The organism is Streptomyces liliifuscus, from assembly GCF_016598615.1.
GTDB classification, from domain to species: Bacteria; Actinomycetota; Actinomycetes; order Streptomycetales; family Streptomycetaceae; genus Streptomyces; species Streptomyces liliifuscus.
Window position 1 is genome coordinate 4,898,689 of the sequence record NZ_CP066831.1, and the last position, 16,108, is coordinate 4,914,796.

12 protein-coding genes are annotated in these 16,108 nt (G+C 72.2%); 7 read left to right on the forward strand and 5 right to left on the reverse strand.

Annotated elements, in window-relative coordinates; all coding sequences use genetic code 11:
* Positions 1 to 11: 11 nt before the first annotated feature.
* Entirely contained in the window at positions 12 to 2,207 is a 2,196-nt protein-coding gene (locus JEQ17_RS20660) for a hypothetical protein (RefSeq protein ID WP_234048291.1), read from the reverse strand.
* A 213-nt stretch (positions 2,208 to 2,420) separates the two neighbouring features.
* Positions 2,421 to 3,806, reverse strand: a complete 1,386-nt coding sequence (locus tag JEQ17_RS20665; protein WP_200396619.1) for a transcriptional regulator — start codon at positions 3,804 to 3,806, stop codon at positions 2,421 to 2,423.
* A 323-nt stretch (positions 3,807 to 4,129) separates the two neighbouring features.
* Between JEQ17_RS20665 and JEQ17_RS20670 the strand changes: the two genes are divergently transcribed.
* The 3 genes from JEQ17_RS20670 (at position 4,130) to JEQ17_RS20680 (ending at position 7,388) form a co-directional block, all read left to right on the forward strand.
* A complete protein-coding gene (locus tag JEQ17_RS20670) occupies positions 4,130 to 4,789 on the forward strand; it encodes a bifunctional DNA primase/polymerase (RefSeq protein ID WP_200396620.1) in 660 nt (219 codons plus the stop codon).
* A gap of 179 nt (positions 4,790 to 4,968) precedes the next feature.
* Positions 4,969 to 5,763, forward strand: a complete 795-nt coding sequence (locus JEQ17_RS20675) for an ABC transporter ATP-binding protein (protein WP_200396621.1) — start codon at positions 4,969 to 4,971, stop codon at positions 5,761 to 5,763.
* Complete coding sequence (locus tag JEQ17_RS20680) at positions 5,760 to 7,388, forward strand: transporter (protein ID WP_200396622.1); 1,629 nt, start codon at positions 5,760 to 5,762, stop codon at positions 7,386 to 7,388. Before JEQ17_RS20675 ends, JEQ17_RS20680 begins: the two co-directional genes overlap by 4 nt.
* 95 nt (positions 7,389 to 7,483) lie before the next feature.
* Here the strand turns inward: JEQ17_RS20680 and JEQ17_RS20685 are convergent, their stop codons facing one another.
* The gene (locus JEQ17_RS20685) at positions 7,484 to 8,404 is read right to left on the reverse strand and encodes an alpha/beta fold hydrolase (protein ID WP_200396623.1); all 921 of its coding nucleotides are present in this window, start codon (positions 8,402 to 8,404) and stop codon (positions 7,484 to 7,486) included.
* A 662-nt stretch (positions 8,405 to 9,066) separates the two neighbouring features.
* The gene (locus JEQ17_RS20690; protein ID WP_200396624.1) at positions 9,067 to 9,759 is read right to left on the reverse strand and encodes a metal-dependent transcriptional regulator; all 693 of its coding nucleotides are present in this window, start codon (positions 9,757 to 9,759) and stop codon (positions 9,067 to 9,069) included.
* 283 nt (positions 9,760 to 10,042) lie between these two features.
* On the opposite strand from JEQ17_RS20690, the gene JEQ17_RS20695 reads away from it, so the two are divergent.
* A complete protein-coding gene (locus JEQ17_RS20695) occupies positions 10,043 to 10,798 on the forward strand; it encodes an SIS domain-containing protein (RefSeq protein ID WP_200396625.1) in 756 nt (251 codons plus the stop codon).
* 393 nt (positions 10,799 to 11,191) lie between these two features.
* Here JEQ17_RS20695 and JEQ17_RS20700 read toward each other — a convergent pair whose 3' ends face one another.
* A complete protein-coding gene (locus JEQ17_RS20700) occupies positions 11,192 to 12,598 on the reverse strand; it encodes a PAS domain-containing protein (protein ID WP_200396626.1) in 1,407 nt (468 codons plus the stop codon).
* Positions 12,599 to 12,855: 257 nt separating this feature from the next.
* Between JEQ17_RS20700 and JEQ17_RS20705 the strand changes: the two genes are divergently transcribed.
* The 3 genes from JEQ17_RS20705 to JEQ17_RS20715 all read left to right on the forward strand — a co-directional run bounded on the left by JEQ17_RS20705 (position 12,856) and on the right by JEQ17_RS20715 (position 16,043).
* Positions 12,856 to 13,407 (forward strand): RNA polymerase sigma factor, encoded by a 552-nt coding sequence (locus tag JEQ17_RS20705; RefSeq protein WP_200396627.1) that lies wholly within the window; start codon positions 12,856 to 12,858, stop codon positions 13,405 to 13,407.
* Positions 13,404 to 14,444, forward strand: coding sequence for a hypothetical protein (locus tag JEQ17_RS20710; RefSeq protein ID WP_200396628.1), 1,041 nt, complete (start codon positions 13,404 to 13,406; stop codon positions 14,442 to 14,444). The genes JEQ17_RS20705 and JEQ17_RS20710 overlap by 4 nt, the downstream gene beginning before the upstream one ends.
* A gap of 573 nt (positions 14,445 to 15,017) precedes the next feature.
* Positions 15,018 to 16,043, forward strand: coding sequence for an isopenicillin N synthase family dioxygenase (locus JEQ17_RS20715; RefSeq protein ID WP_200396629.1), 1,026 nt, complete (start codon positions 15,018 to 15,020; stop codon positions 16,041 to 16,043).
* The last annotated feature ends 65 nt before the right edge of the window (positions 16,044 to 16,108 follow it).

Below are 16,108 nucleotides of genomic sequence, written 5' to 3' on the forward strand. Positions count from 1 at the left end.
GTAGACCCCGGTCACAGCTGGCCGGGCTGGCGCTCCGTCAGTCCGTACGTCTGGGCGATGGAGTTCCACAGCTTCGCGGCCTTGGCCTTCTGCGTGGTCGCGGTGCCGCTCTCCCGGTTGCCCGCCGCGGTCTGGCCCGTGTTGCGGGCCTGGCCCTTGCGGCAGCCCTTCTTGTCCGCGGTCTGGTCGGCCCAGGCCGCGTAGTGGGTGTCCGCCGCGGAGGACGCCTTCCAGGCGCTGTTGAGCGCGGCGGTCAGCTGCGCGTGGTTCGGCAGCTTGTCGACCGCGAGGTCCCCGAGGCTGGTGACCAGGCCGTCGCGCTGCTTGGCCGCGTTGCGCAGATCGGTGGCCGCCTGGCCGAGGTTGGCGCACTTGCGTACGTTGCCGACGGCCTTGACCACCGAGTCGCGGCTGTCGCCGCTGTCCGCCAGGAGCTTGTCCAGGGCCACGGCCTGCGCCTTGGCCGGGTCGGCGGACGCGGAGGCCGATTCGTCCGTGGCGGGCGCGGTCGCCGCCACCGTCTTGTTGTCGTCGCTCTTGTCGCCCCCGCCGCCGCTGAGCAGGGCGCCCGCGCCGATGCCGAGTACGGCGATGCCCACGCCGACCGCGGCGATCACGGGCACACGGGAACGGGAGCGGCCGCCGCGGCCGTTGTCACCGTCCGCCGCGCCTCGGCGTGCGCCGCGGCCTGCGGGTCCCTCGGGTGCGCCGGGGCCGCCGGGGGCACCGGGACGGTTCGGGGAGCCGAAGCCGGCCGCGGCGCCCTGTCTCCCCCGCGGCTGGTCGACTCGGGGCAACTGCTGCGTGGAGCCTCCGGCGTCGGCCCGGAAGAGGTTGTCGAACTCGGCCGGCGGCTGCTGCTGCCGCTCCTCGGGTACGCCCGGGCGTACGCCGTACTGCGCCGCGCCGGGCTGGGCCGGTACGGGCGCGATGAACTGGGTGGGCTGGGCGTCGGGGTCGACGGCGGGCGGCAGGGGGCCCGCGCCGCTGCCTCCGGTCGCCGGTCCCGGCCCGTCCGGCCGGACCCGGCCGAGGTACCGCGTGGACTCGGAGGACATCGCCGCGGGGGCCGCACCCGCGGGAGGCATCTCCGGCGGCAGCGCGCCGGGGCCCACCGGGGGAAGAAGCTGCGTGGCACCCTCGTCGACGGCCGGCGCGGCGGGAACCGGCGGCAGGTACTGGGTCGCACCCTCGTCCATGGCGGCAACGGGCGGCAGCGCACCGGAGCCGGCACCGGCGCCCGCACCAACGGGCGGCAGCGGCGCGGCGGTCTGGCCACCGGGGGCGTACGGCGCGGGCGTCTGGCCACCGGGAGCCTGCGGATAGCCGTAGCCACCCGGTGTCTGCGACTCGGCGGAACCGCCCTGCGGCTGCTGCTGAGGTGCCGCGTGGCCCGCGGGAGGCTGGGGTGCCGCCTGGCCGCCGTGGGCCTGCGGATAGCCGTAAGTACCCGGAGCCTGTACCCCGGCCGGGCCCTGTGCCTGTATGTGTGCCTGTGCGTTCTCGGGGGCGTACGGTCCCGGCGTCTGCGGAGCGCCGTACCCGTTCGTCGGTGCGCCCTCGTGCGGGAGAGGTGTCCCGCCGCCCGGCTGCTGCTGGGGCACGGAGCCCGCTCCGGCGGTCTGCGGCGGAAGCTGGCCGCCGCTGTTCGGCGCCTGCGGACCGCCCCACGGGCCGCCCGCCGTGCCCTGTGCCCCGTACTGGACCGTCGGCTCGGCGTACTGCGACGGCTGGCCGCCGTAGCCGACCTGCGCACCGGGGCCCGGGGCCGACCCGTCCCAGCCCGGAGCCTGGGCTCCCGAGCGTCCCTGGCCTTCCGGTCCCGAAGCGGTCGTGCCCCAGCCCGACGGCTGCGCTCCCGCGTCCGGAGCCTGGGCGGTCCAACTCGAAATCTGCGGGGGCGCCTCGGGCGTCGGAGCGGCCCCGCCCTGGTCCGCGTGCTGCGTGCCCCAGCCGGGCGCCTGCGCACCCTGGTCCTGCCCCGCATTACCCCATTCACCGGTAGGCGTCCAACCCTGTCCGGGCTCCGGAGAGGCCCCCGGGGCGGGTCCCGGACCCCACGGCTGGTCCCAGGCCTGACCGCCCGCGGGGACGGCGCGATCGCCCGTCTGGCCCGGCAGGAGGGGTTCGCCGCCGTCGGACGGCAGCACGATGCCTTCGTGCGCGGGCCGCGCCGAGGGCTCGTCGCCCTGTCCGTTGTGCGTCACCGGGACTCCTACGAATGGGGGACCTTCGGAATCGTCGGTTCACGCTACCGGGTCCCCACAACCCGGTGCCACGCAGCACAGGTCGTGACAGCCGTCTCCGGGGGCGGCAGTAACGAATCCGCCCCCCAAGACGCTGTTCATGCCTCCTTTCGCCTCACAGCCCTCCGTTCACCCCGCGTTCACTCCCGCGTAGAGCCCAGCCCGTCCGGCGGATCAGGCCGCCGCCTGCAACTCCATGCGCGCCCCGAACTCCCGTACCACCGGCTCGTCCCGGTAGGGATCCAGGCGCTGTTGGAAGTCGTCCAGATACTCCGCCCCGCGGTTGGACCGCAGCGTGCCGAGCAGTTCGACCGCGCGCAGGCCCGTGTTGCAGGCCTGCTCGACCTCGCGCTGCTGGACCTGCGCGGTGGCCAGCAGTACGTACCCGATGGCGCGGCGCCTCGCGCGCGTCTCGGGGTGCCCGGCGAGGGACTCCTGGGCGCATCGCGCGGCCGCCTCCGACTGCCCGAGGTCCCGGTGACAATGCGCCAACTCGTCGGCCAGATACGCCTCGTCGAAGTGCGCGATCCACCGCGGGTCGTCGCCGGAGTCCGGATCGGCCTGCTCCAGCGCCGCCACGGCCCGCCCGGACGCCGCCTGTGCCGAGCGCGCGTCACCCATCAACGCATGCCCCCGCGCCTCCGCGGCGTGGAACATCGACTCCGCGCGCGGTGTGACCCGCCCGCGCGCCCCCTCCTGCGCCGCCCGCGCCAACTGCGCGATCTCACGCGGATTCCCGAGCTGCGCCGCCAGGTGGCTCATGGACGCGGCGAGCACGTACCCGCCGTATCCGCGGTCGCCCGCCGCCTGCGCGAGCCGCAGCGCCTGGATGTAGTACCGCTGCGCGAGCCCCGGCTGTCCGGTGTCGACCGCCATGTAGCCGGCCAGCTCCGTCAACCGCGCGACCGCCGCGAAGAGTTCACGCCCGACCGCTTCCCGGTACGAGCCCGCCAGCAGCCCGGAGACGACGCTGTTCAGGTAGTGCACGACGACCGGGCGCACATGCCCGCTGCCGTACTGGTGGTCGAGGTCGACCAGCGCCTGGGTCATCGCGGTCACCGCCGCCACGTCGGACTGCCCGACCCGTGGCCCGGCCGCACGCGACACCTGCGCGTCCGGCGAGGAGATCAGCCAGTCCCGGCTCGGCTCGACGAGCGCGGAGGCCGCGACGGACGAGCCGGACAGGAAGTCCCGCCGCCCCACGTCGCTGCGCCACAGCTCGCAGACCTGCTCGATCGCCCCGAGGACGGTCGGTGAGAACTGCAGCCCCACACCGGAGGCGAGGTTCTTGCCGTTCGCCATGCCGATCTCGTCGATCGTGACCGTCCGGCCCAGTTTGCGGCCGAGCGCCTCGGCAATGATCGCGGGCGCCCGCCCACGCGGCTGCTGTCCTCGCAGCCAGCGCGCCACGGACGTCTTGTCGTAACGCAGATCGAGACCGTGCTCCGCGCCGCACATGTTGACCCGGCGGGCCAGCCCGGCGTTGGAACAGCCCGCTTCCTGGATGAGCGCCTGCAGTCGTTCGTTCGGCTGCCGCGCGACGAGAGGCCTTGCGGCCATTGGCGTACCCCCTGTGGCTGCGGTGCCTGCCCACGCACCGAGTTGACGGTCCTCAGTGACCGGGACCTCCCGCACCCCTGCGGGGAGCGAAAAGATCCGGCCTCGAAGATCAATGCCCCGCGGACATACCGAAGATGCGAGACATGTGAGGATTGCCGGGGTAAAGGCTGCTGCCCGCCCCTCCGGTGGCTACCCACCCCCCGCTGCCGCCTCCCATGCGCGCCCCCACAGATGCATCCATGCGCCCCACGTGTGGAATCGGTGCTCCTCCCCCGCGCGCGTGTGAGCCGTAACCCCTGGTGGGTGCGGGAGTTGAGTTCAGCGTGGAAGAGACGATCGCAGGCACCGAGACCGCCCAGATCCCGAAGCAGCGAGGCGAGTCGCTGCAGGACATCGCCGTGCGCTATGCCGAAGAGCGCCATTGGGACGTGTTCCCAGGCACTTGGCTGGAAGCCGCCGACGGGGTGCAGCGCTGCTCGTGCGGCGAGCCCTCGTGCGCCCTGCCCGGCGCGCATCCGGCGCGGGAGGACTGGGCGACGCAGGCCACGGGCAGTGCGACCGTCGCGCGTCGGCTGTGGGCGAAGCAGCCGTCGGCGTCGATCCTGCTGCCCACGGGGCGGACGTTCGACGCGATCGACGTCCCCGAGACCTCGGGGTTTCTCGCGCTCGCCCGGATGAGGCGGATGGAGCTGACGCTCGGGCCGGTGACGTGTACGCCGGATCGGCGGATGCAGTTCTTCGTGTTGCCGGGTGCCGCGGTGAAGGTGCCCGATCTTGTGCGGAAGCTCGGGTGGCCGCTTGCTTCTCTTGATCTGAATGTGCTGGGCGAAGGTACGTATGTGGCTGCGCCGCCTACTCGGTTCGGGGCGCGGGGGGCTGTGCAGTGGGCCTGTCGGCCGACTCCGGCGAATCGGTGGCTGCCGGATGCGGAGGAGTTGATCTCGCCCTTGGCTTACGCCTGCGGGCGGGATGCTCGTCGGTAGGGCGCCGTTTCAGTCTGGTGCGGCTGCCGTCTGCGGGTCCGGTGGGGGCTGGTCGCGCAGTTCCCCGCGCCCCTGGGTGGGTGGGACTTGAGGTTGTGTGCCGTCTGCGAGGCCGCTTGGTCTGAGCGCGCAGTTCCCCGCGCCCCTAAAGGGGCACGGCCCCCCGTATCGTGCCCTGCATGGTGGAGGGAGTGCGGGTGAATGATGCGGTGGCCGTGCGGGTGCGGGGGCTGTGGAAGCGGTTCGGGGAGCAGGTCGCCGTCGCGGGGATCGATCTGGAGTTGCCCGCGGGGCAGTTCATCGGACTGGTCGGGCCCAACGGGGCGGGGAAGACCACGACTCTGTCGATGGTGACCGGGCTGCTGCGGCCCGATCAGGGGTCCGTGGAGGTCGTCGGGCACGATGTGTGGCGCGACCCCACGGAGGTCAAGGCCCGGATCGGGGTCCTGCCCGAGGGGCTGCGGCTCTTCGAGCGGCTCTCGGGGCGGGAGCTCCTCGCGTACACGGGGCGGCTGCGCGGACTGCCCGGTACCGAGGTCGACAAGCGGGCCACCCAGCTGCTCGACGTGCTCGACCTCGCCGGCGCCCAGCACAAACTCGTCGTCGACTACTCGACCGGTATGCGCAAGAAGATCGGGCTCGCGGCTGCCCTGCTGCACAACCCGGAAGTGCTGTTCCTGGACGAGCCGTTCGAGGGGGTCGACCCGGTCTCCGCACAGACGATCCGCGGGGTCCTGGAGCGCTACACCGCCTCCGGCGCGACCGTCGTCTTCTCCTCCCATGTGATGGAGCTCGTCGAGTCGCTGTGCGACTGGGTCGCCGTGATGGCCGCGGGCCGTATCCGCGCCCACGGTCCGCTCACCGAGGTGCGCGGCGAGGCGCCCTCCCTCCAGCAGGCCTTCCTCGAACTCGTCGGGGCGAACGCCCGCGACACCGGCTCCGACCTCGACTGGCTGGGCGGCGGCGCCCGATGAGCACCGGAACCGCCACGAAGGCCGCCACCACCTCGACCGCGTCCATCACCCCCGTCGTCGTACGCCTCAAGGTGTCGCTGCTGCGCAACGGGCTGCGGCAGTCGTCGGGGCGGCGGGCGGTGTACGTGGCGTCGCTGGTCATCGTGCTGCTGTTCGCCGCGCTCCAGCTCATCGGGCTGATCGCGCTGCGCGGCAACACCTACGCGATGACCGTGACGGTGCTGCTCACGGCCGTGCTGGCGCTCGGCTGGGCCGTAATGCCGCTCTTCTTCTCCGGCGGCGACGAGACCCTCGACCCGACCCGCCTGGTGATGCTGCCGCTGCGCCCACAGCCGCTCGTACGCGCGCTGCTGGTGGCCTCGCTGGTCGGCATAGGCCCGCTGTTCACGCTGTGCCTGCTCGTCGGTTCGGTCGTCGCGATGGCGCACGGGGCGGCGGCGTACGTCACCGGGGTCGTCGCGGTCGTCCTCGCGCTCCTGGTGTGCGTGGCCCTCGCGCGGACCGTCGCGACCGCCAACACCCGGCTGCTGACCAGCCGCAAGGGCCGCGACCTGGCCGTCCTGAGCGGTCTGGTGATCGCGGTGGGCGCGCAGGTCGTCAACTTCGGTGCGCAGAAGCTCAATTCGTCGGGCATGTCCACGCTGGACCCGGCGGCGGACGTGGTCCGCTGGGTGCCGCCCGCGTCGGCGCTCGGAGCGGTGGACTCCGTCAGCGAGGGCTCGTACGCCGTCGGCCTCGCCCAGCTCGCCGTGAGCGGCGTGGCACTGGCGGTGCTGCTGGCCTTCTGGCAGCGGAGTCTGACCCGGCTGATGACCTCGCCGGACGGCTCGACACTGCAGGCCGCCGAGCCCTCCCGGGACAAGGCGGGCCGTTCCTCCGGACTCGGCCGGCTGCTGCCCGCGGGGCGCACGGGCACGGTCATGGAGCGCAGCCTGCGGTACGTGTGGCGGGATCCGAAGACCAAGGCCGCGTGGGTGACCTCGCTCGCGATCGGTCTGATCGTGCCGGTGTTCAACGCGCTGCAGGGCACCGGCTCGGTCTACTTCGCGTGCTTCGCGGCGGGCATGCTCGGCATCCAGATGTACAACCAGTTCGGGCAGGACACGTCCGCGTTCTGGATGGTCGCGATGACGATCTCGTCGACCCGGGACGCGTATGTCGAGCTGCGGGCACGGGCGTTGGCGCTCCTGGTGATCACCCTTCCGTACGCGGCCCTCGTGTGCGTCCTGACGACGGCGCTGCTCGGCGACTGGGCCGCGCTGCCCGAGGTGTTCGGCCTGTCGTTCGCTCTGCTCGGCGCGATGCTGGCGACCGGGGCCTGGTCCTCCGCCCGCTTCCCGTACTCGATCCCGCAGGAGAGCTACAAGAACGTGGCTCCCGGCCAGGCCAGCCTCGCCGGATTCTCGATCTTCGGCGGCATGATCGCGGCGGCCCTGCTGTGCGCGCCCGTCATCACCCTCACCATCTGGCTGAACGTCTCGTCGGACGGCCAGGACTGGACCTGGCTCCTCCTCCCGATCGGAACCGCCTACGGAGCGGCGATCGCCCTGGCAGGCCTGCACCTCGCCGCACCACGAACAGCCCGACAACTCCCGGAGATCCTGGCGGCGGTGAGCAAGGGCTGAGCCCCCAAGGGGCGCGGGGAACTGCGCGACCAGCCCCCACCGGGCCGCGGGCGAAGGACAACCCGCGGCGCACCGGCGCCATCCTGTCCAGGCGCCTAACGGAGCGCCTCGTCCAAGAAGGGCTCAACGGCCGCGCGCCACGCCTCCGGCTGGTCGTAGTGGACGAGATGCCCCGCATCGGCCACCTCCGCATACTGCCCGTTGGGCAGAACCCGGACCATCTCCTGGGACTCGGCCCGACCCAGCTCACCGTCCAGGCCACGCACCACGAGGGCGGGGCACCGGACTTGTGTGAGCTCCTCCCAGTGCGCGTCGTACACCCACGTCTCGCGGGACTTGAGCATCTGCTCGGGCTCGAAGACGGGCCGCCAGCCGTCCGGCGACTCGGCCATCACCTCGGCGTAGAACTCACCGCGCGACGGGTTCGGGCGCTCCACCCAGGGGTCGTCCTCGCCGAACCACTTCCGCACATCGGCGAGTGTGGCGAACGGGACCGGCCAGGCCTTGAACCAGTTCTCCCACTCGCGCTGCGAGGCGGCTCCCAGCGCCGAGGCCCGCATGTCGCAGATGACCAGGCCGCGCACGAGGTCGGGGCGCTTGGCGGCGAGCTGCCAGGCGGTCAGGGCGCCCATGGCGTGACCGATGAGGACGGCCGGGCCGAGGCCCAGCTGTTCGAGGGCGGCCTCGGCGTCCTCGACGTACGCCTCGCGGGTGTAGGACGCCTCGGGCGGCTTGTCGCTCTGGCCGTGGCCCCGCTGGTCGAGCGCGACGGCACGGTGCCGCTCGGCGAGCCAGCGGGCGGTGGGCGCCCAGTGGGATGCACGGCCCATGAGGCCGTGCAGTAACAGCACGCCGGGTGCACGCTCGATCTCTCCCGACGCGGTGCCGGTCGCGGCCCCGGACGCATCGGCCCCTGTGGGATCGGTCCTGGGCGGATCGGTCTTGGGAGAGTCGGCGAACTCCCAGGCGGCGAGGCGTACGCCACCCGCACCGCTCACGTCGATGCGCCGCACCATACGTTGGCACCCCCCTTGATCCGCTCGGCCGGGTCGTCCCGCACGAACCGGCCGGCCCACTCGTACCGCTGGTCGTACCGGTGCTTCTGCTGGTTCTTCCTGCGTAATCCGTAGTGGTTCCGTCACCCATACGCTATCGAATGCGCATTCGAAGATGGGGGTCTTGGCGGCAACACCCCTCCTTCGAGTGACGTCGCTCAAGGATTGACCGCCGCCGAGGGGAGATCTTCAACGGGAGGCGGGCCGCTCGGGGAAAACGGTCCGTGGGGAATGACCCTGGGAGCTCGGGGCTCCGGGTCAGCACAGGGGAGGACAGGCCCCGGCGCCTCAGGGCGCCGGGGCCCTCCTCATGTCCGCGGCACATCCTCCCGCCCCCTCCCCGACCGCGCACCGGCGCCGCTGCCGCCACGGTCAAGAGCCCTCAGGTCATATGCCTCTCGCGACAGCCTCGCACGCAAACGGCCCGACCGCTGCGATTCCGCGCACTGAATCTTCATTTCTGAGCGAACAACGAGGTGGGACAACTGGGTTGTGTGTTACGGGAGTTGATGACGGTCCCGCAAACAGCCAGGGCAGCACAGGGGCGCCCCGAAAGGGGCGCGGGGAACTGCGCGACAAGCCCCCACCGCCCGCGGACGAAGAACCCGCAGCCAAGCGGAGCGCTACCGCTTCGCGACGAAAACGTGCGAAGCCACGTCCGCCTCCAGCTCCGCCGCTTCACCGCCACTGCCGACCAGCACCCCGCCCGCGGACTCCGTCACACTGACGACGGACCCGGGCTGCACGCCCGCCCTCCGCAGCGTGTACATCAGCTGCGCGTCCGTCTGGATCGGCTCACCGATGCGGCGGACGACGACCGTCTTGCCGTCGAGCCCGGGGTCGAGATCGGCCAGCGACACCATGCCCGCGTCCAGGAAGGGGTCCGCCCCGTCCTTCTCGCCCAGCTCCTCCAGGCCCGGGATCGGGTTGCCGTACGGCGACTCGGTGGGGTGGCGCAGTAGTTCGAGCACGCGCCGCTCGACCGCCTCGCTCATCACGTGCTCCCAGCGGCAGGCCTCGGCGTGGACCTGCTCCCACTCCAGACCGATCACGTCGACGAGCAGACACTCGGCGAGGCGGTGCTTGCGCATCACGCGTGTGGCGAGCCTGCGGCCCTCGTCCGTGAGCTCCAGGTGCCGGTCGCTGGCGACGGACACCAGGCCGTCGCGCTCCATGCGTGCCACGGTCTGGCTGACCGTCGGCCCGCTCTGGTCGAGCCGCTCGGCGATCCGGGCGCGCATGGGGACCACACCTTCCTCCTCCAGCTCGAGGATGGTGCGGAGATACATCTCCGTGGTGTCGATCAGTCCGGACATACGTGCCCCTCGATTAGCTCTGCCGGAGGCTGAGTGGCTCACCGGCGTGTGCGCTGGCCCTGGCACCAATTCTGACGCATCCCACTGACAACCGTGCCGCGCAGGTGAAACCGCGTGGTGACGAGTGCCGGCGCGAACGGCCGGACATGAGCTCGGCCGGGCGGGAACGGGGGCCCTCAGCACCCAGTGTCGCCCCTGCCGACCGTATTGACACAGCACTGGTCCAGACCGCAACGTGATCCGCGACACGAGCGGGTGTGGACGGGGAGAGAGGGCTTCGCGCATGGGCGACAGCAAGCTGGCCGGGCAGTTCTTCGACGCCGCGATCGGCCTGCTGCAGCGGGTGCGGGACGAGGAGGCCGGGGCCGTCGAGGCTGCCGGGACGCTGATCGCCGACACGGTCGCCGACGGCGGACGGCTCTTCGCGTTCGGCGCCGGGCACTCGTCGCTGGCCGCGCAGGACCTGGTGTACCGGGCGGGCGGCCTCGCGCTGATGAACCTGCTCGCCGTGCCGGGTGCCGTCGGGGTGGACGTCGTGCCGGCGACGCTGGGCTCCGCGCTGGAGCGGGTCGACGGCCTGGCGAGCGCCGTCCTCGACACCAGCCCGGCGCGCGCCGGCGACGTACTCGTGATCGTCTCCCTGTCCGGGCGCAACGCGCTGCCCGTGGAGATGGCGATGAACGCCCGTGCGCTGGGTCTCAAGGTCATCGGGGTCACGTCTGTGGCGTACGCCTCCGAGACGAAGTCCCGGCACACCTCGGGTACGTATCTGAAGGACCACTGCGATGTGGTCCTCGACTCGAAGATCGCGATCGGTGACGCGGAGCTCACGCTCGACACCGTTCCGGCGCCCTTCGCGCCCGCCTCCACGGTGGTCACCTCCGCCCTCCTCCAGGCCGTCATGGCCACGGCGGCGGGCGCCCTCGCGGACCGCGGCATCGAGCCCCCGCTCCTGCGCTCGGGCAACGTGGACGGCGGCCACGAGTGGAACGGCCGCGTGTTCGAGGAGTACGGGGACCGGATCTTCTACCGCCGCTGAGCGCCCCGTGGAGTGCCCCGCGAAGCGCTCCACGGGAAAGGGCGTATCGAACCTGCGGGCCGCCCGTGGCTGATCGCGCAGTTCCCCGCGCCCCTAAAAGCCCCAGCCCGCCCGACCACTTCCAGCCGGTCCGGCGTTTGAGGACGAGACCGCTGAGGCCGATCTCCCACGCACCCACCTCTCAGCCGGTCCGGCGTTTGAGGACGAGGCCGTTCAGGCCGATTTCCCACCCACCCACGGTCGACCCACCCACCCCCATCAGCCCCCCGCCCACCTCCCAGCCCGTCCGGCGTTTGAGGACGAGCGCGGTGGCGCGATGCGGGGGTTCGGGGGCGGAGCCCCTGAGTCAGGGACGGGAATGGGTAGGGGCGGCGGGGGCGAGGAAACCCCCGCTCAACCCCTCCGTTCCAGCGTCTCCCCCAGGTCCAGGGCCGTGGCGATGCGGACGGCGACGTCCTCGGCGTACGTGGCGTCGAGCCGCTCGAACTGCGTACGACTGGCCCCACGCAGAAACGTGACGACACCCAACGTCCGCCCCCGACTGCGCAGAACCGCACACAGCGCATGGACGGAGTCCGCGGGCCACTGCCGGGCAACGGCCCACTCCCGCGCCCGCTCGGGCTCACCGGCCCCCGCCCCCGCACGCGCAGCCCCCGCACTGGCCCGCACGGACCCGATCCGCTCCACGCACTGGAGCGCCGGATGCCCGTCGGCGTACCGCACGGGCAGCCCCGCCCGCCCCGCGGGAAGGCTCGGCCCCGGCGCCCCGGAGGGCGTGGCGGCGGCCCGTACGAGCCGGACCGGCCCCTCGCCGTCGGGCACGGAGCCACCGGCCACCCGGTCGATGAGCGCGTGGTCGGCGAAGCCGGCCAGCGCGAAGTCGAGGTGGATGCTCGCCGCCTCGGCCGGGTCCTCGCACTCGGCGGCGGCCCGCGCGGCCCGGTGCAGCTGGTTGGTCCTGAACCGCAGGAGCGCCGCCTCCTGCTCGGTCTGCTTGGCCTCGGTCACGTCCTGGAAGAGCCAGCCCACCCCGAGCGGAACCGGTTCTTCCGCGAGCGGCGAGGCGAGCCGCAGGAACCCGCTGCGCCAGCACCGCCGCTGTTCGCCCTCGGCGGTCCGCACGGTCACCCACATCTCGGCGGGCGCGGGCGGAGCGCCCTCCGCGAGGACGTGCGTGAGCGCGCTCTCCAGCTCCTCCACGCCCTGCGCGAGGAGCTCACCCAGGGGGCGCCCCAGTACGGCCGTACGCCCCGCGCCGAACGCGCGCGCCGCGTGCGCGTTGACGACGGCGGGCCGCAGATCGGCGTCGACGAGCACGACGCCCCAGGAGGCGTCGTCGAACAGCGCCTCGCTCAGCGCGATCGACCGCTCCAGATCGATCTGCGCGTGCACCTCGCTGAAGGCGCAGTACACCCCGGCCGGTTTCCCGTCGGGACCCGGCACCGCGGCGGACTGGGTCCGTACGAGCACCCGGCCGCCGTCCTTGGTGAGCAGCGCGAACTCATGGACCTGCCGTCCGGGTGCCTGCATCGCGGAGAGCAGCCGGCCCTCGACCTCCTCGGCGTCCGCGGGCCGTACGGCCCAGCCTGCGAACCCCTGCCGTCCGACCGCCTCGGCCGCGCTCCAGCCGAGGATCCGCTCCGCCTCCCGGTTCCAGTGCGTCACCACTCCGTCGGCGTCGAACGCGCACAGCGCCGCGTCCATCCCGTCGAGCAGAGCGGCGAGCAGATCGGCCCCGTCCCGCTCGGGCTCCTGCGGCCCGAGCTCGTCCGTGGTCCCGCTACGCCGGGAAGCACTCACCTGGCACCCCCTGCAGGCCGTGTCGGCGTGTCCTGCGCGGTGTGCCCGCGCGTCTGATCACTCACTTCACTCACTACGAATCACTCACTAGGAATCATTCAACTCGAACGTGACGCAGCCCACATCTGGTTCCCACAAGATTGAGGAAATCGTTGTGTGGACCCCATCGGACCCAGGTCGGCGGCGCGAACGCTGTCGGCGGCTCTCACCAAGTACGGGGTGAGACCGCCGACCGGCGGTCCGGAGACGGAGGTCCCATGACACCCGGCCTGGGCGACGAGGAGCTGCTGGGCCGCACGGCGCGCGACCCGGCCTCCTTCGAGCCACTGGTGGAGCGGCATTCGGCTGCCCTGCACGGATATTTCGCGCGCCGCGCGCCCGGGGCCGCCGACGATCTGCTCGCCGAGCTGTGGCTCCAGGCGTACGCGACGCGACGCGGTTTCGACCCGGCCCGCGGTTCCGTACGGGCATGGCTGTTCGGCGTGGCCAGGAACGTGCTCTCCACCCACTGGCGGCGGCTCGCGTCGAGGCGCCCCGACCTCCCGCGGTCCACCGACGACGACCCCTGGGAGGCCGTGGACGACCGGCTCGTCGCGGAGGCCGTGGCCCCCAGACTGCGCGAGCTCCTCGCGAGGCTCCCCTCCGACGAACGCGAGCTGCTGCTCCTGGTCGCCTGGGAGCAGCTGACGCCCAGCGAGGCCGCGGCCGTGGTCGGCATCCCCGCCGCGACGGCCCGCACCCGTCTGCACCGCGCCCGCAACCGCATGCGCGCGGGCTCGCCCTTCGACCTGACCGGAGACCCGAAATGACCGATACGACGGAACGCGACGACTTTCTCGACTTCCCGGGCGCCGACGAGCTGGTCGGGGCCGGATCCGTGGCCCCGCCGTCACCCGGCAGGATCGCGGCCGTACGCGAAATACTGGCCCTCGTCGCGGATCGCGAGACCGAGCGGATGTCGGCCTCGGCGCCCGAGGGAGTGCTGCCGACCGCCGTGGCGGGGCGAGGGGGCCCCAAGGCATCCCTCCCGCCTCCGGAGGATGCCCTGGTCGTCCTCCGGCCCGGAGACGGAGACCCGTCGTGGACCGCGGCGCGCGGGAGCCGCGGCGCGCGGCGCCGGCGGGTGCTGATCGCCGCCGCGGCGGTGGCCGCGATCACCGTGGGCGCGGTCCTGTATCCGGTGCTGGACGTGGGCGACAAGCCGCCGTCCACCGCCTCGGCGGCGGCCACGTTCCTGAACGAGATGGCGGAGGTCTCGGCGGAGTCGTCGGCGACGCACGCGAAGTACTGGAAGGTGGGCACGGAGGGGGAGAAGGCCGGCACGAAGTGGAAGTCGACCGTGTACTTCGACCGCGCGGGCCGCACCTGGGAGCTGAACCAGGCAACCGGCAAGCCGGAGCCGAAGCGGGACAGGACCAAGTGGCCGGTGGGCGACAAGTACCTCGCCTGGTCCGAACTCGACAAGCTCCCCACCGACCAGAAGCGGCTCACGGCCCTCTTCCCGAAGGATGCCGCCATGCGCTTCTCCCAGGCCGCCGAACTGCTGGGGGACTCGCCCGCGCGCCCCGAGCTGCGTGCCGCGCTGTTCCGGATCATCGCGGACAGTCCGTCGGTGACGCTGACTCCCCGGGCGAAGGACCACAAGGGGCGTCGGGGCACCGCCGTCCAATACCGGCGGATGAGGACGGAGACCTTCCCCGACGGCCGGACGGTGACGTACCTGGAGTACCGGCACTGCATCGTCGATCCGAAGACCGCCCGCGTGCTGGAGGCCTCGTACGCGCCCAACAAATCCCTGGTCTACAGCCTCTGGCTGGAGGTCGGCCCGACCGATCGCCTCGGCTGACCTGCGGCCCTGGGGCGGTGGACGTCCGGCCGTCCGGCCACTGTCCCGAAAAACAGTTGAGGGATGCGGATCGGGTTCCTAGTGTGTGTCGCACGCCGAAAGGAGGTGATCGGGTACATGTCTGAAACCCGGACCAGCGAGGTGGCTGCGGGCTAGCGGCCCGTCACCACATTCAGTGCGGTGCCGGACCAGCGCGTGAGACGAGCGTGCAGCCGGCCCAATCTCAAGCAGTCACCCGACCCGCGAGCTCGCCGGTAAGTCCGGCCGGCTCCCTCCTCGGAGGGAACCAGAGTTCGCGGGTCGTCTGCGTCACGGGTCATCTGGGTTTCGAGTCATCTGGGTTTCGCAGGTTTGTGAGGCACGGCACTGGCGTATTGGGCGAGCCGGAGTACGCTTGCGCCATGCTTCCGATGCTCGTTCGACGCCGACACGTGGACTACGTGCGCGTCACGAGCATGGGCTGTCGGCCTTCCGCCTGACCTCAGCCCCCTTCAGCTCTCTCACCTGGCACCCGTGGCCCCCGCCCCACCCTCGGCGGCCGCCCCGGGCCCGTAACCCATGCGGACGCACACCATGACGAACCCGTTGAATCAGCCGTATCAGCAGCTTCCGATCATTGATCTCTCCGCGGCCGGCCGCGGGCCGCAGGCGCGTGCGCTGCTGCACGCGCAGTTGCACAGTGCCGCGCACGACGTGGGGTTCTTCCAGCTCGTGGGGCACGGGGTGAGCGAGGCCGAGACTGCCGCCCTGCTCGACGCGATGCACCGCTTCTTCGCGCTTCCCGAGGCGGACCGGCTCGCGATCGACAACATCAACTCGCCGCATTTCCGCGGCTATACGCGGACCGGCGACGAGCGCACCGGCGGCAGCCGGGACTGGCGCGACCAGCTCGACATAGGGGCGGAACGGCCCGCCCGGAGGCCCGGTCCCGGTGAGCCCGCGTACTGGTGGCTGGAGGGGCCCAACCAGTGGCCCGCCGCGCTGCCGGAGCTGCGTACCGCCGCGCTGGCGTGGATCGACCGGCTCAGCTCCGTCGCGGCGCGGCTCCTTCGTGAGCTGCTCACGGCCATCGGCGCGCCCGCCGGTTTCTACGAGCCCGTGTTCGGCGAGCGTGCCCATCCCCATCTGAAGCTGGTCCGGTATCCGGGCAGTGCGGGGGACGGCGCGGGTCAGGGGGTCGGGGCGCACAAGGACTACGGGTTCCTGACGCTGCTGTTGCAGGACCAGGTGGGCGGGTTGCAGGTGCAGCGCGAGGACGGGCTGTTCCACGACGTGCCGCCGATCCCGGGTGCGTTCGTGGTGAACCTGGGCGAGCTGCTCGAAGTGGCCACCGACGGGTATCTCGTCGCCACCAATCACCGGGTGGTGAGCCCGGCAGGAGCCACCGAGCGGTTCTCCGTTCCCTTCTTCTACAACCCCCGGCTCGACGCCCGGATCGAGCCGCTGCCCTTCCCGTACGCCTCCGCCGCACCCGGGGTGACGAGCGACCCGGCGAACCCGCTCTTCGCGGAGTACGGACGCAACGAGCTGAAGGGCAAGCTGCGGGCGCATCCGCTGGTCGCGGCCCGCCATCACGCGGAGCTGCTGGTCCCGGCGTGACGCGCATGACCCCCATGCCCCGCGCAGGACAGGTGTGGCGGCTCCCCATGGAGAGCCGCCACATG

What these genes read in the sequence shown, in the direction of transcription:
- JEQ17_RS20665 (WP_200396619.1), bottom strand. Translation starts at nt 3,806, where the DNA reads ATGGCCGCAAGGCCTCTCGTCGCGCGGCAGCCGAACGAACGACTGCAG.
- JEQ17_RS20710 (WP_200396628.1), top strand. Translation starts at nt 13,404, where the DNA reads ATGACCGATACGACGGAACGCGACGACTTTCTCGACTTCCCGGGCGCC.
- JEQ17_RS20685 (WP_200396623.1), bottom strand. Translation starts at nt 8,404, where the DNA reads ATGGTGCGGCGCATCGACGTGAGCGGTGCGGGTGGCGTACGCCTCGCC.
- JEQ17_RS20705 (WP_200396627.1), top strand. Translation starts at nt 12,856, where the DNA reads ATGACACCCGGCCTGGGCGACGAGGAGCTGCTGGGCCGCACGGCGCGC.
- JEQ17_RS20680 (WP_200396622.1), top strand. Translation starts at nt 5,760, where the DNA reads ATGAGCACCGGAACCGCCACGAAGGCCGCCACCACCTCGACCGCGTCC.
- JEQ17_RS20690 (WP_200396624.1), bottom strand. Translation starts at nt 9,759, where the DNA reads ATGTCCGGACTGATCGACACCACGGAGATGTATCTCCGCACCATCCTC.
- JEQ17_RS20695 (WP_200396625.1), top strand. Translation starts at nt 10,043, where the DNA reads ATGGGCGACAGCAAGCTGGCCGGGCAGTTCTTCGACGCCGCGATCGGC.
- JEQ17_RS20715 (WP_200396629.1), top strand. Translation starts at nt 15,018, where the DNA reads ATGACGAACCCGTTGAATCAGCCGTATCAGCAGCTTCCGATCATTGAT.
- JEQ17_RS20675 (WP_200396621.1), top strand. Translation starts at nt 4,969, where the DNA reads ATGGTGGAGGGAGTGCGGGTGAATGATGCGGTGGCCGTGCGGGTGCGG.